At 55.9% G+C, this 13,751-nt stretch carries 12 protein-coding genes; 4 read left to right on the top strand and 8 right to left on the bottom strand.

The window, feature by feature from the left end:
* Nucleotides 1-186: 186 nt before the first annotated feature.
* The 3 genes from JJB09_RS25690 (at nucleotide 187) to JJB09_RS25700 (ending at nucleotide 3,208) form a co-directional block, all read left to right on the top strand.
* Nucleotides 187-390 (top strand): hypothetical protein, encoded by a 204-nt coding sequence (locus JJB09_RS25690; protein WP_201663953.1) that lies wholly within the window; start codon nucleotides 187-189, stop codon nucleotides 388-390.
* Between the two features lie 47 nt (nucleotides 391-437).
* Nucleotides 438-722: a hypothetical protein gene (locus tag JJB09_RS25695; RefSeq protein ID WP_201663954.1), complete on the top strand. Its 285-nt coding sequence runs from the start codon at nucleotides 438-440 to the stop codon at nucleotides 720-722.
* 1,376 nt (nucleotides 723-2,098) lie between these two features.
* Nucleotides 2,099-3,208 carry an extracellular catalytic domain type 1 short-chain-length polyhydroxyalkanoate depolymerase gene (locus JJB09_RS25700; RefSeq protein ID WP_201663955.1) on the top strand — a complete coding sequence of 370 codons (1,110 nt, stop codon included), beginning with the start codon at nucleotides 2,099-2,101 and terminating at the stop codon, nucleotides 3,206-3,208.
* Between the two features lie 49 nt (nucleotides 3,209-3,257).
* Here the strand turns inward: JJB09_RS25700 and JJB09_RS25705 are convergent, their stop codons facing one another.
* From JJB09_RS25705 to JJB09_RS27000, 3 genes are all read right to left on the bottom strand, one after another.
* On the bottom strand, nucleotides 3,258-3,854 hold the full coding sequence (locus tag JJB09_RS25705) for a general stress protein (RefSeq protein ID WP_201663956.1): 597 nt from the start codon (nucleotides 3,852-3,854) through the stop codon (nucleotides 3,258-3,260).
* Between the two features lie 29 nt (nucleotides 3,855-3,883).
* Nucleotides 3,884-4,198 (bottom strand): PepSY domain-containing protein, encoded by a 315-nt coding sequence (locus JJB09_RS25710; protein WP_201663957.1) that lies wholly within the window; start codon nucleotides 4,196-4,198, stop codon nucleotides 3,884-3,886.
* A 920-nt stretch (nucleotides 4,199-5,118) separates the two neighbouring features.
* Entirely contained in the window at nucleotides 5,119-5,247 is a 129-nt protein-coding gene (locus JJB09_RS27000) for a hypothetical protein (protein ID WP_281431866.1), read from the bottom strand.
* 479 nt (nucleotides 5,248-5,726) lie between these two features.
* On the opposite strand from JJB09_RS27000, the gene JJB09_RS25715 reads away from it, so the two are divergent.
* On the top strand, nucleotides 5,727-6,095 hold the full coding sequence (locus JJB09_RS25715) for a COG4315 family predicted lipoprotein (RefSeq protein ID WP_201663958.1): 369 nt from the start codon (nucleotides 5,727-5,729) through the stop codon (nucleotides 6,093-6,095).
* A gap of 441 nt (nucleotides 6,096-6,536) precedes the next feature.
* Here JJB09_RS25715 and JJB09_RS25720 read toward each other — a convergent pair whose 3' ends face one another.
* The 5 genes from JJB09_RS25720 to JJB09_RS25740 form a co-directional block, all read right to left on the bottom strand.
* Nucleotides 6,537-7,019 carry a YfbU family protein gene (locus JJB09_RS25720; RefSeq protein ID WP_201663959.1) on the bottom strand — a complete coding sequence of 161 codons (483 nt, stop codon included), beginning with the start codon at nucleotides 7,017-7,019 and terminating at the stop codon, nucleotides 6,537-6,539.
* Nucleotides 7,020-7,157: 138 nt separating this feature from the next.
* The gene (locus tag JJB09_RS25725; protein WP_201663960.1) at nucleotides 7,158-7,793 is read right to left on the bottom strand and encodes an outer membrane protein; all 636 of its coding nucleotides are present in this window, start codon (nucleotides 7,791-7,793) and stop codon (nucleotides 7,158-7,160) included.
* Nucleotides 7,794-8,832: 1,039 nt separating this feature from the next.
* Nucleotides 8,833-10,500: an ATP-binding protein gene (locus tag JJB09_RS25730; RefSeq protein WP_201663986.1), complete on the bottom strand. Its 1,668-nt coding sequence runs from the start codon at nucleotides 10,498-10,500 to the stop codon at nucleotides 8,833-8,835.
* Complete coding sequence (locus tag JJB09_RS25735) at nucleotides 10,493-11,989, bottom strand: ATPase domain-containing protein (protein WP_201663961.1); 1,497 nt, start codon at nucleotides 11,987-11,989, stop codon at nucleotides 10,493-10,495. Before JJB09_RS25735 ends, JJB09_RS25730 begins: the two co-directional genes overlap by 8 nt.
* Before the next feature lie 1,087 nt (nucleotides 11,990-13,076).
* On the bottom strand, nucleotides 13,077-13,748 hold the full coding sequence (locus JJB09_RS25740; RefSeq protein ID WP_201663962.1) for an SOS response-associated peptidase: 672 nt from the start codon (nucleotides 13,746-13,748) through the stop codon (nucleotides 13,077-13,079).
* Between the last annotated feature and the right edge of the window lie 3 nt (nucleotides 13,749-13,751).

Genomic DNA, 13,751 nt, shown 5'->3' on the forward strand with positions numbered 1-13,751 from the left:
CGGCCAGACCAGCACGTCAATCGACATCCTCGGCGGCAACCAGTCCGACGCGGTCAATATCCGCCAGATGCCAAAGCACCGCTTGCTTGGCTGCAGGTGGCCGAAAACTGCTCTCAAAATCGAGACGATCACGACCGGCGGCAACGCAAAGCCGACCGATGGCAATGAAGCCTGAAAGGATATCCTATGAAGCGCACTATCAACCCCGTATTTCTCCGCATCGCTCTCCGCTACGGTGCTGGCGCACTCGCCGGTTACTCGCTTCTGCCGAAGGACATCACCGACATGCTCGCGAACGATCCGGAACTTGTCGGCCTAGCTGCTGTCGTGGTGGGTGCCGGCGTCGAAGGCTTCTATGTCATCGCCAAGCGCCTCGGCTGGCGCACCTGATCCACGCCGCATTACCATTTCCGCATCGTAGGCATGAAAGAGACCAAATGAGCCAGGTAGATGAGATGGAAGATCCAATCATATCACTGCGGAGCCGAATGCGGGACGTCGAGAAGACGGTCATCATCCATGGCGAAAAATTGACAAGGCTGGACGAGTGGAAGCAAAAGCTCGATATCGATCAGGCTCGTCGCGACGAGCAGTTTCTCGGGATCAAGGCCGACCTGAACTCGATCAAGAGCAACCTGTCGCGGATTGTCTGGCTGATCGGCAGCACACTTATCGTGGCTGTTGTCGGCTTCCTTGTGGCGGGCGGATTTCAGGTCCCGTAAGAGGTAGCTGGCGCGTGGGGAAGTCACGGCGGGGAACGAAGGGTCGGGTGCAAATGTTGACCGGCGTTAGGAGACCTCGCCCATTTACTGAAAGGCAACGGGTAGGCACGGAACCTTTTCGGGCGAGAGATTGTTACCTCAAAGCGAGACTACCCAACCTTACTAGTTGTCTCGCGAACTTGGCCGCTCCTTTTGACCAGAACAGGAGGGGCGGTCTCGTTTTGAGCTCGCTAGATGCGTCAGTGTCTCGTGCTCCAAAACCCGTCCATAGCGCCAGCTCGACAATAATCCAACAGACCCCGGGTGTCTCGGAGGCCTGCCTGATAGCCACGCAAGAGCAATTGCGCGAGCCTGTTACATTTTTCGATGTCTGGTTCACAGACGGTTTCTGCTGTTAATTTCTCGTACAGATCACGCAATAACAACATCTCTAGTGGTGTCAAAATCGTTCCATTGTACATAAGTAACTGCCTCAAGCTCATCGAGCGGAAGCAGCCATCTCCCCGTCGTCTGCGCCCGATATCTATGGCTGACGATGCGCGCAGTATGCGCTTGAGCCTGTACATTAGCAAGGCAGCTATACACTTGGAGCTGCCGGTGTCGTCAAGTTGGGAGTCGAAGCATTTTGGAGGGGGGGTGAGCGTTTGCTACCATCCACAGTGCGACAATGATTTCGACTTGGCCCCATCCGGCGGCCTTTCCCGCTTCAATCAAGCGAGTTTTGAATTCCTCTGTCGAACGTTGGGGGCCCGCGTAGAGCTCTTCTTGCTTTCGCCACTCGGATTCAACTGCATCGCGACAATCCACGATGCGGCGAGTGTATTGGCCGGGTTTCTTGGGCGGGCAGATTTCCATAACGAGGAAACGTGGCAGTATCAAATAAGTTGCGCACCGCACCTCTGCGCCTCACGACGGACTTTTGCTGCTCCACTATTTTGCAATTCTGTGCCGGAGTACCCGGATGGCAAAGCGACCTAGCCCCCCCTTGCGGGTTGATGATTATCCGCTCACCTCGCGGCCGATCGAAAGGCGTGATCCACGGCAGGTAGGCAGGCATTGTTGCTTGAGAGTAGGCTGGACTTGATTCCTGGAGCCAAGCAGGACAGCCGCCAACCCTAAAGCGCGGGCTTGAAAACAATCATAGGTGGGATTCTTCCCACGGCGCTTTGGGCGTGACGTTGGACGCGAATGTTTTTCCACAGGCTGTCCAATGATGGACCTGACTAGGATGCATTGTCAGCCTCTCCAGCGCCCACGGGCGTTCGGCCGTTCCATCGATAACCGCCTAAGAAAAATTCCCGCTAAATATATTTGTGCATCGCAACATAAATACCCACTTGTTAGCTTCATGCCCATCACGGGCATAGGAGATTGATGTGCGCCGAGACCAAGATTCACGCAGATTGGTTGAGCTTACAAACTTCGGGTCTAATCCCGGCGTGCTCAAGTGCTGGCTCTACCTGCCCACCATACTAGCCCCAAAAACACCTCTCGTAGTCGTAATGCATGGATGCGCTCAGAATGCGGCCGCATTTGATCTTGGTTCCGGCTGGAGCCAGTTGGCAGAAGAGAAGGGATTCGCGGTGCTTTTCCCGGAGCAGCAGCGCGCCAACAACGCAAACCTGTGCTTCAACTGGTTCGAGCCCGGCGATACCCAATGCGGTGCGGGAGAAGCTCTGTCTATACGGGAGATGATAGGTCATTGCATCCTCTCGCATGGGATGGATGCGAGCAGGGTGTTCATAACCGGACTGTCGGCCGGAGGGGCCATGGCAAATGTTATGCTGGCCACATACCCAGAGGTCTTTGCGGGCGGCGCGATTATCGGTGGGCTTCCCTACGGGGTGGCTTCAAACGTCGGTCAGGCGTTCGAACGAATGCAGGGCCGTAACCCACCGAGTGTCACGCAACTGCGGTCGGCTCTGGCAACTGCGTCATCAAAACGAGCCCAATTGCCGAAAATTTCAGTCTGGCACGGGACGCACGATCAAACCGTCAGGCAGATTAATGCTGAACACACAGCAAGCCAGTGGCTTGGCATTCATGGTTTGTCCGGCACGCCGGGCACGGTGGAGGCGGTCAACGGCCACACCCGGAAGACCTGGCTAGACAAGAACGGCAAAGAAGCCGTCGAAATCTATCTAATCAGCGGAATGGCGCACGGCGTGCCCTTGTCATCGGGCGCAAAGGTCCCCTTGGGAAATACCGGACCGTTCATGCTCGAGGCTGGGATTTCGTCCACCGCTCGAATTGCCCGGTACTGGGGTCTTGCCAAAGACAACGATGTCAGCGACGCCGAGGGCGTGGTCAGGTCAGGCAATCAACACGAACCGATTCTGGAGGGTATTGAGGCTGTCATGGCGAAGGCAATGGGATACGCGAAATCAACGGCGTTTACCGAACAATCCCAGTTCCAGGGACATACCACTCAAGGCGTCAGCAAGGTCATAAACGACGCGCTGCGCGCTGCGGGGTTGACGCGATAATCCGAATGTTGGGAAAAAATGCCGGCGATCGTAAGATCGCCGGCATCAGTCAATCTGCGCGCGGATAGCGGGCGCGCTCCTGTTGGATCTGGTCAGTCTGGTAGGGAGAGAGCTCCGGGTCGAAGCCTTTCCAACCCTGTTGCTCGTAGGCATTGCGCCGAGCAATTGGGTCTACCCAGTTCGCACCCTTGAGAATGCTCTCGGCCTCGGCATAGCGGCTTTCGTCAACTCTTGCAGTCACGAGCGATCCACCACGGCGCACCCCCTCGGCATAGATATGCGCATCTTCCTCGGGAACGCCGGAGCTTGTCAGAGCACCGATAAGGCCACCCGTCGCACCACCCACTGCAGCCCCGCCGACAGCGCCGACAGCCAGAGCAGCAAGCCATCCTGCTGCAACGACCGGCCCGATGCCGGGAATAGCGAGAATACCCAAGCCTGCGAGCAGACCGCCTGCACCGCCCACCACTGCACCGACGCCTGCGCCGGTGCTCGCGTCCTCAGCGGCATTCGATTCGTTATAGTGCCCGTCGCCGTTGTTGGAGACAATGCTGATGTCATTATCAGAAATGCCCGCGCTTCTGAGGTTGGCGACGGCGTCAGTCGCATCTTCATAGGTGTCGAAAAGACCGGTAACTGTTTTCATGGGAGTACTCCTTGGTTATAGAATGCGGGTTATTGCGCGACGACATTGCCTTGATAGTCCAGGCCAACGGCCATTGACTGGCCATCCTTCATTGCGGTGCCGCGCCAAACACCTTTGTCATCGAGCTTGAGGGCCCGTACGTCGGAATAACCGCCTTGAGTGATGCGGTCCTTCGCCTGTGCCTCGGTGAACGAGTTTTCGCCTTCCACCGGCGCGTTTGCGCTCACGGTGTCGGGGTTGACGACTGCCGGGGTCTTGATGTCGGCGGTGGTTTGCGACGTCTGAGCGACGGCGTGCATAGACGCTGCGCTGAGCAGCGCCGCTGCGATCAAAATCATTTTCATGGGATTTCCTCGTTAGCGAATCCGGTTGGGTTCGTGCAGGGTAAACGCGCACCGCTCGACAACGTTCCTTTTTCAGGGAACGCGGCTACGTCAACGAAGCCATGCTTTTAATGGAGAAGGTGGGCATTGCGGACACATTGGACGAAGGGAACTGCCGGACGAAGACTGCATCGCCGTATTCATCCAGAAACTCGGGAAACTCCGGGTTCGGGGGCGCGAGCCTTCCGTCAAACTGTAGACAGTGTTCCGAAGTGCACAATTAACGTTCTTGTTACAATTCCCGGAGACTACTCTCGCTGATTGCCGGGAATTGAAAGAATCCCGTTGCCACGCGAACTCATTGATGCCCCGAGCCCTTATGGCGAATGCCAGTGTCCACGTACACTTCGCTTTTTGAGGCTCTGAGAGGGAACTCCGGATGCTATGGTGCGTTATCCCACGATGCGGAGCATTGCTCGTTCGCTCCGCGCAAATTGGCCGTTCTTTGGTTTTTCTCCACATCAGGCCCGAAGAACGGCCCTCTCTGCTTCGGGAGTTCAGACTGGGGAACCATATTGATCATCGGGCGTTGAGAAGACGCGAAGACATTGGTGCCCCCCGCGCCTTTAGGGCGAACGCCATCGTCGACGTACACTTGGCCGTTCTCCGGCGTTCTCCCCTGACAGAACAAGCCCGCCGGGGGACGGTCACGTTTGGCGGCATTTTAGTCTTCTAACTTAAAAATCTCGGCAGGTGAGCGCTATTGCAACTGGAAGCCGACTTTTGTCAGGCATAGCCGATTGTTTGATGTGGCGTCAGGGAGGACCTGACTTTGCGCATATTTTGTTTCTTCCGTTACTCGCTATTTATCCAGAGAGCGGATGCAAGTGATCCAGCGCCAAAAGGGCCCCCGAGTGAATAAACCACTAGAAAAAGACCCGCTAAGCTGTCCCCGGCGAGGCGCGAACCAGGCGCGTCAGGTTAAGATAGATGAGCATCAAGGCTGCTGCGGATCCAAGCAAAAAACCGTTGGCGAAATGCTTGACCATGAATGTATGGAGCGAGGACATTGGCTTTCTCCGGTATGCTGCCAAGCGTTTAACACGTCGGGCTCGATATTGGTTCCGGCAAGCTTATGAGGGCCGCTTGCCGGTAAACGAAAACAGCTGGGGCCAGGGCATTGGTCTCCGGAGCCACGTCATAGGAGAACTTGCGAACATTCACGTGTTCTGCGTAGTCGCTAAAACAATTCTCGACATTTGCGGAACCATTGCGTTTCCCTGCGGTTTGAAATCGGCGGGATCGGACTAAGCGATCTCGCCGACCGTCTTCCGGTGCATCCGGATTTCTTAGGAGCAGTCAGCCGGAAGACGGTCACCTGTAGCTCCGCCCAGCCGGCACGAACCTTTGAAGCCGCTGGCGCGTGAAGCGCAAGGTTTGCAACAGACGACTAACCTGGATCGGAACGATTCAACTGGCAATACGTTGGGTGAGCTTGGGCCCGGTGTTGCATGCATTCCGCCTGCACTCTCGGACCGGAGTAAGAATCATGAAATCGATACTGATTGCGATCAGCCTATTGGCAGTCACAGCCGTATCAGCTTCCGCTGCTGATCCGGGCAAGATGATTGACACGAAGATGGGCAAGGCCATGGCCACAGAACAGGGGATGGTCCTCTATACCTTCGACAAGGACACGATGGGCAAGTCGAATTGCGACAAGACATGTCTGAAGACCTGGCCGGCTTTCCATGCGAACTCCAAGGCCAAAGCAGAAGGCGAATGGTCTTTAGTCAAGGCTGCTGATGGCAAGAAGATGTGGGCCTATGAAGGCAAGCCGCTCTACATGTACGCCGACGACAAGGCCGGCGAGACAAAGGGAGATGGTGTAGGCGGGATGTGGCATATCGCCAAGTAAAGTCCATGGCATCGACGGGGAGGATCGTGTTGTCGCGATGCTCCCCGTACGCGTCGAATGTCAGATCGGGCTGCTGCCGCTACACTTTACCTCGATGAATCGGTGGAACGACTGTCGAAAGAGTATCGGAGACATTCCGACAACCAGATCGCACGGGCAAACTCGAGAGTTCTGCGACTGTTCAGCAGTCACTTTGCCGCGCTTAAATGAAGGAAATCGTCACTGCGGTTGTGCCGTGGCAATCCGAAACCTCGAATGCTTTCCCATAAACCGCGTTGTCAAGGAGGAAGCCATCCACACGGTATCGTCGAGCTGCCGCAAGCCCTGCCATGCGATGACCAATTTCCGGCAGGCATCTTCGTTTTCGATGGTTCGGTCGAACCCCGCCCCCTGGATGGCAATCCCCGGCGGCGGCCATGTCCCCCCGCCCCGCAGGACCGGTTATGAAGCGTGAATGATCGCCTCGGCTTCGGCTTCGCTCAATTCATATTTGTTCGCAGCTTTCCGCCAAATCCTCAGCATGCGCCGATAGCCTGGCAACGTACTTATGCTATGCGAATTCCTGTTGGGAGCAGATTCCGGGTAGAGCCTGCATTGATCAATAAGGTATTTGGCGAACGCAAAATGCGGATCGTTGTTGGCATCGAAGCCCTCGAATTTGGATGCCTTTTCATTGGACGGCGTCCATCCATTTTGCTTTGCGCTTCCCAGCGCACGGAACATTTCCAGGACATCGTAGACCTCCTTCTGCATTTCTTCAGACGCCTCCTCATCGTTGAACATGTGGTATAATTCGGAATAGCGGGACGTGTCCCCGGAGGCCAGAATCTCTTGCTGAGCCTGCAGATCGGCTACTTTGCCCGGATTGTGCTCCTTCAGAATTTCCAACTGGTTCCACAAAATCAGGCGTGTCGGGCGGTCCATCGCTTCGCTCCTTCCAGGCTTGTTCAATTGTGTTTGGGCATGATGAGAATCTGCTGGGGGTTACCAAGGACAAAACCCTAAAACCCCGCTGCCAAAGGCTGCGAGGTTACTCGGTGTAAGGATTATACTCAGGACTGTTCAGAATTTGTAGGCGACGCCGATCGTGGCCTGGTGCTGGTCCAGCTCGACATCGACGCCGCGGACCGTCTTGTTGTCGTAATCGCTAAACCGATACTCCCCACGGACGAAGATGTTCTGGGTAACAGCCCAATCGATGCCGGCGCCGGCCGTCCAGCCGTTGAACGTGCGGTCCTCGTCGCCGAACGGAGTGTCGATGACGCCCCTGGTCGCCGCCCAGCCGCCCGTGGCGTAGATAAGCGTTTGATCGAACGCATAGCCGACACGTCCCCGCAGGGAGCCGGCCCAATCGGTGCCGATGTCACCATGGGTTCCGAAGGCGTGATACCTGTTGTCGTTCCAGTTGTAACTCACATCACCTTCGACGCCGATTACGAAGTTATCGAACGTGAAATTGTAGCCGCCGAACGTCCCCATGAGAAAGCCGTTGAAGTTTTCCGATGCGCTCGCTCCGGGGATGCTGAAATCACCGTTAAGCCAGCCGCCGCCCTTATGGATACCAATATAGGCACCGGTCCAGTCATACGCAGTCGCTTCCTCGACGATAGGCGATGGTGTTGGCTCAGTAGCGATGTCCGCCGCAACTGCAGGCGACGCAACAAACACAGCAAGCACGGCTAAGGAAAATCTGTTCAAGTCACTCTCCTTTGTAATCTGCTTCTTAGGGAATTATAATATTAGAAGGGGGTAAATGAAGTATTACTGGTCGGATCACCCGATCGAGTGGGTAACGATGATGCGACGTCGAATTGTCTTCTCCGGCGGTCGACCGGTATTGTAGCCGCTCACTAACAAACTTCAGGCGCGTGTCAGGGGCATATGTTGGCTTAGGCTTATTGTCTTTGGCCACGCGCCGCCTCCACTCACCGAACGGAAGCAGTCATCTTCCTGTCGTCAGCGCCCGGTCTCGATGGCTGACAATGTGGCATCATGCGCTTGTAGGTGCCGGAAAAAAATACGGAAAATTGTGGAACGTCTTGCCACTCCAGGTTGTTATTATTCTGCGGGATCGATCTACGTGGATCTCGCACGGCCGTCCTCCGGTGCACCCGGATTTCTCACGGAGCAGTCAGCCGGGGGACGGTTGCAATTTAGCTGGGAACTATCCCGCTCAAAAGATGTTAAAGTAATGCGAAGATGCAGGTTTCCCCCGCGTGCCCATGGCGAAAGCTGCATTCAGCCAACTCGGCCGTCCCAGCAGAACAAGTTTGTGAATCGCCATCGCTGTGCCCCGTGATCGCAATAGCCGGAAATATGTTGTTGCGGACTTGACAGCCTCGGCACATCAACGGTCAGATGCACAACCCGGAGCGCGGTCACGTTCGCGCGATTTGGCATAGTTGTCCATCGATTTCTCCTTTGCGGATGAGGCGGCAATTCAGACAGGTTGGGAGCTCGCCTGCCATTTCGTTGGCCACGGGGAGAAACCGGAAAAATCCACGTGTTCTCCATCCCTGTCACGTCCGGTTGACATGATCGCCAGCCTCCAAAGGCAAATGCTTGAGCCGGAGCATGGTTCCGAAATCGGGTAGCAGGCTTCTGCTTGCCCGCGACCCGCGAGTGCGATGAAGCTAACGACGATCAACGAGGCTTGACCCGATGCCCGAGTAGGTTAACGGTTGTGATGTCGAGACGGAAAAACCCGCCAAAACGCTGGTTTTGGCCGCATTTGGCATTAACCCGTCTTCGAGAAAAGCTTCTCAATTTCTGTCGCGAGTTGCGATTGGCTATAAGGCTTTCCTATTCGCGGAAGGTCGATTCCTGATCCTGAGGGTAGTTCGGCATACCCTGAGGCTACGAGGATAGGCAGTTTGGGGTGGAGCTTCCTCGCCGCACGTCCGAGTTCAGCCCCATTCATGCCGGGCATCGAATAATCGGTAATCATCAGATCGAACTCATGTCCTGTCTCAAGGAGGGCTAGTGCAGCGGCGCCTGAATTGGCTTCCGTCACTACATGACCGAGGTCTTCGAGCATGTCGACGGAACTCATGGCGATCAAAGCGTCATCGTCCACCATAAGAACCCGCAGCTGCGCCGTACTACCGAGCATTTTCGGTGGAGCTTGGCCCTTGACCTCCTCAACAACCCGGGCCGTGGCTGGTAACCACAACTCCGCCGTGGTTCCTATTCCATAAGCACTAGAGAGCTTCAACGTGCCGTGAAGCTGGACAGCGAGGCCATGAGTCATGGAAAGGCCGAGGCCCGTGCCTTTTCCCAACTCCTTGGTCGAGAAAAAGGGTTCGATCGCTTTTTCCAAAGTTTCCTTGTTCATTCCATGTCCGGTGTCTGAGACTCCGAGCACGAGGTATTTGCCGCGCTCCAGCTCTTTGGATGAATTGTTGAGAGTTTCCTCCCGCACGAATATCGAGAGAGTGCCACCTTCAGGCATCGCGTCACGTGCGTTAATCGCCAGGTTGAGAAGCGCGAGTTCCACCTGATTGGAGTCCGCCATCGCCATCGAGAGGCCAGCGGTCAGTCGTTTTTCAATCCGGATATTTGGATCAATTGACCTCGCGAGGAGCTCGTCCATGCCGTTGACCAACCCCGGCAAGTCGACGGGCTTTACAGTCAGGTCTTGTCGCCGCCCAAAGGCTAAAAGGCGCTGGGTGAGTGCTGCGCCGCGCCTTGCGCCGCTTATTGCCCCGTCGAGAAGTCGACTTGCTTTAGGATTATCGACAAAGTGTTTGGCGAGGAGTTCGAGATTTCCCAGAACCGCCATGAGTAGGTTGTTGAAATCATGAGCGATACTGCCAGTGAGCTGGCCTATCGCCTCAAGTTTTTGGACCTGGCGCAGCTGATCCTCGGCTCGCTCGCGCTGGGCAATTTGGTCGACAAGAAAGCTGTGGGCCTTCTCCAGCTCGTTGGTACGTTGGAGGACACGTTCTTCCAGGGTCGCATTGAGACGACTGATCTCATCAAGGCTGGCGCGCGCCTCAAATTGTCTGTGTCGACCCTTCAGCGCGGATCGGGCGACGCTGATGAAGGTCGTTGCGTGAAACGGTCTCTCGACGAACGTGACATTTCCGAGAGTTTCGGACAGCCGCGCCGCCACCGGATTTTGTTCGGGGGGCCCACCTCTCTGGGTAAAAACAATAAACGGGAGATCGGACCACGTAGGTTGTTTCAGAAGCCACGCCGATAACGCGTGCAGATCGCCCGTGCGCGCGGATTCCTCGGTCAACACGACGAAGGCGGTGGTATCATTGATGGACGAGACGACGGATGCCAAATCAGATTTTGAAAATGACGCAACGCCGCTCTCTCGAAGAAGCGAGATCGCGATCTCGGCGTCCCGGCCTTCAGGCGCACATATAAGTGCGATTGGATGAGCGGTATTAGGAATTTTCTACGCCCTCCGTCGCCACCAGAGAGCCGCCGACCAGATTGGGCACACCGCGAAGAACGCCTTGGAAATCTGACAACGGTTTTCCTAACTCAAGGCCTCTATTAGAAATCTGGAATTCTCGGATTGTGTGCTCGTGGTTCCCAGTACGCTTCTTGATTACCGACACGGCGCGTCGGACCTTTCCAGGCGCCTCAAAGTACCGCAGCAGGATGACAGTGTCTGCAAGATAGGTCACGTCCACAGGAGATTTCATCTCGCCCACCAATCCATGCTGAGCGACCGTAAGAAATGTATTCGCACCTTGACGATTGAGGTACTGAAGTAGCTCGTGCATGTGAAGAATCAGCGACTGCTCGTCGGGCATCGATACCTGGTATCCGTTAATGCTATCGATGATGACGGTTTTTGCGCCCGCACTGTCCACCCGCGAACGAACTCTGTGCGCAAATTCCCCGGGCGACAGTTCCGCAGCATCGAGCTGCTCGATGTGGAGGCTGCCCCTGTCTTTCATCGCTTCGAGGTCGATGCCCATCTGCTTCATGCGAGCGAAAAGCAATCCCAACTCTTCGTCGAAAATGAACGCCGCCACTTTTTCTCCGCGGCTGATGGCGGCTGCCAAGTACTGCATAACCCACGTGCTCTTTCCCGTTCCCGCAGGACCCAGAACCAGGGTGCTAGAGCCACGCTCGATGCCACCCCCTAGCAGCTCATCAATTTCCGGAATTCCGCTCTCGACACGATCGCGGTCAAATGAGGTCTTGTGTTCGCCTGCAATAAGACGGGGGAACACAACGACACCACCAGTTCGTATTGTGAAATCATGATAGCCGCCGCGAAAGGCTTGGCCCCGGTATTTGAGGATACGCAACCTCCGGCGCTCCGAGCCGTAGGTTGGTGCAAGCTCCTCGAGATGGATAACCCCGTGCACCACACTGTGAACCGTCTTGTCGTTCAGTTCCGTTGTCATGTCATCCAAAAGTAGGACCGTGGCCGACTGGCGTGCGAAATAATGCTTGAGGGCGAGAATCTGCCTGCGGTAGCGCAGAGAGCTTTGCGCAAGCAGCCGTATTTCGGACAGGCTGTCGAGAACGATGCGTGTCGGCTTGACGCGCTCAACTGCGTCAAAAATCAGCTTCGTTGTTTCACCAAGCTCGAGATCGGAGGAATAGAGAAGGCTCTGCTGTTGACTCGCGTCTAGCAGGCTTTCCGGAGGCACGAGTTCGAATACTTCGATATTATTATCGAGCTGCATGCCGTGCGAAGCTGCACCCTCTCTTAATTCCTCCTCCGTCTCCGAAAGGGTCACGAAGAGGCATTTTTCTCCAAGTTTGGCACCCTCAATCAGGAACTGCAGTGCAATCGTCGTTTTCCCCGAGCCGGGGCTGCCTTCCAACAAGAAGAACCGGCTGCGCGCCAACCCGCCAACCAGAATCTCATCAAGACCAGCCACGCCCGTCTTAGCCTTGTCTCTAAGCCTTTCTTGCATCCAGCAACTCCTCATACCCAGACGCTTACATGCAGTGCTAGAGCGCAGTGGTGACGGTGCGGGAATAGGTGATTTCGGTTCGTCTGCGCCATTAAACGCGTAGGAGCGAATAAAGTTCAGATCATAGAGAGGAAATCTAACGGCATCGCGAGAGACTGTTGTAGTGCACTCAGGCGCCCGGCGCGCCTGCTTCTGGCGCGAAGCGAATCACGAGCGAAAACCTCGACAATTCGGTTTTGGGCCAAGACGTGGTCGGCGGGTTACCACGAGCGGAACCAGTCGCGCGCGGCCACGTTGACTCTCCAGAGTGGATAGTTGGAGTATTGAGTGATGGGTATTCTTCAGCGCTGGGAGGTCTTGAGCAAGGCACGAACTCCGGTTGTCCTGCGCATCCGCCGTCGTATGAAGGAGTCGCTTAGCAGGTCGGCTGCAGTTGAACGCGCAGAGCGAAGGATGGATCGCTCAATGAAAAAGCTTCGCGTCAAACTGCTTGTGGAACGCTTCCAGCATTGAAGCATGGCGCATTTCATAGGTTACGGATGGCCCGGTTTGTACGCCGTCGGAGCTGTTCAAGATTCGTGAATACTGCATATAGGCGGTCTTCTAGCGAGGTGATAAAATGAGGTAGCAGCAAGTAAGCTTGTTAACTTGCTGCTAGTGTCGAGCAAAATGCTCGGCAGCACATACCCCACCAATTGGCGCTGCATACCTTGCGGCGCCCTTTCACAGGCTGAGTATTTATCATTACGGCCGGGAGAAGGTGCGAAGGATGGGCGCATGGTCGGTCAAATTGCATGCACCGCGACCTGACGCCTCGCACGCGCGCTTTCAAAACATTTGTTGCGAAACTATTTTCGTTTGGTAGGACCCGCAGAGGATCCTTGAGCCTGTTTCTGTTCCAAATGTTCACAAACGGCCCGAGATGCCGACAGTCCATGCCTGATCGTCGAAGCTGACGGCTGAGGACGCCGGATAGTGCTGCGTGTCGTCAGGTAGCCAACTGCTCGCCGCTTGAGCGCGAAAGACCGCAACACCCAGCACGGTAGCCCTGGCATCAGTGCGACGGCAAGGCTCTTGCGGTTCAATGTCATGCCGCAGCCGTCACGCCCGGATCGCCGGCGAAACGCGAGGAGTTGACGTCACGCGAGACGCGGTGAAATTCTAGCTGGTGATCGATGTTGTGTCGCAGCAGCAGGGTCTTTAGCTCACCGTCTTCGGTATCGGGTGACAGCCAGGCGTCATAGACTTCCGGATTGAGGATGACCGGCATTCGACCGTGCAACATAGTCATAGGCTCGATCGCCTGCGCGGTGATTATGGTGCAACTGGTGATGTCGAGCGCGTCGTTATAGGCCCACAGGCCGGCAAAGGAAAAGGGCTTCGTCTCGGGTAAATGGATGAACCACGGATCTTTCGCCTTGTCCTCCGCTTCCGTCCATTCATAGAACCCGTCTGCCGGTATCAGGCAGCGCTTGCCGGCGAAGCTATGCTTGAAAGTACCCGAGATGTTGACTGTCTCGATGCGCGCGTTGAACGTGGCGTAAGGTGGGACCTTATCCTTCACGTAGAAGGGCACCAGCCCCCAACGACCATCGTCGACAACCTGATTGCCTTCCTTGTCGAGTCTGACGAACGGTACCGTTTGCGTCGGCGCGATATTGTAACGGGGAGGAGTGTTGCGACCGATATAGGGATCGGTCAGGCGATAGAGTTTGACTAGCTCGGACCAGGGTAAGAATTGGGTGAACCGGCCGCACATGGA

Source organism: Phytoamicus setariae (genome assembly GCF_016722925.1).
In the GTDB taxonomy this organism is placed as follows: domain Bacteria; phylum Pseudomonadota; class Alphaproteobacteria; order Rhizobiales; family Rhizobiaceae; genus Rhizobium_E; species Rhizobium_E setariae.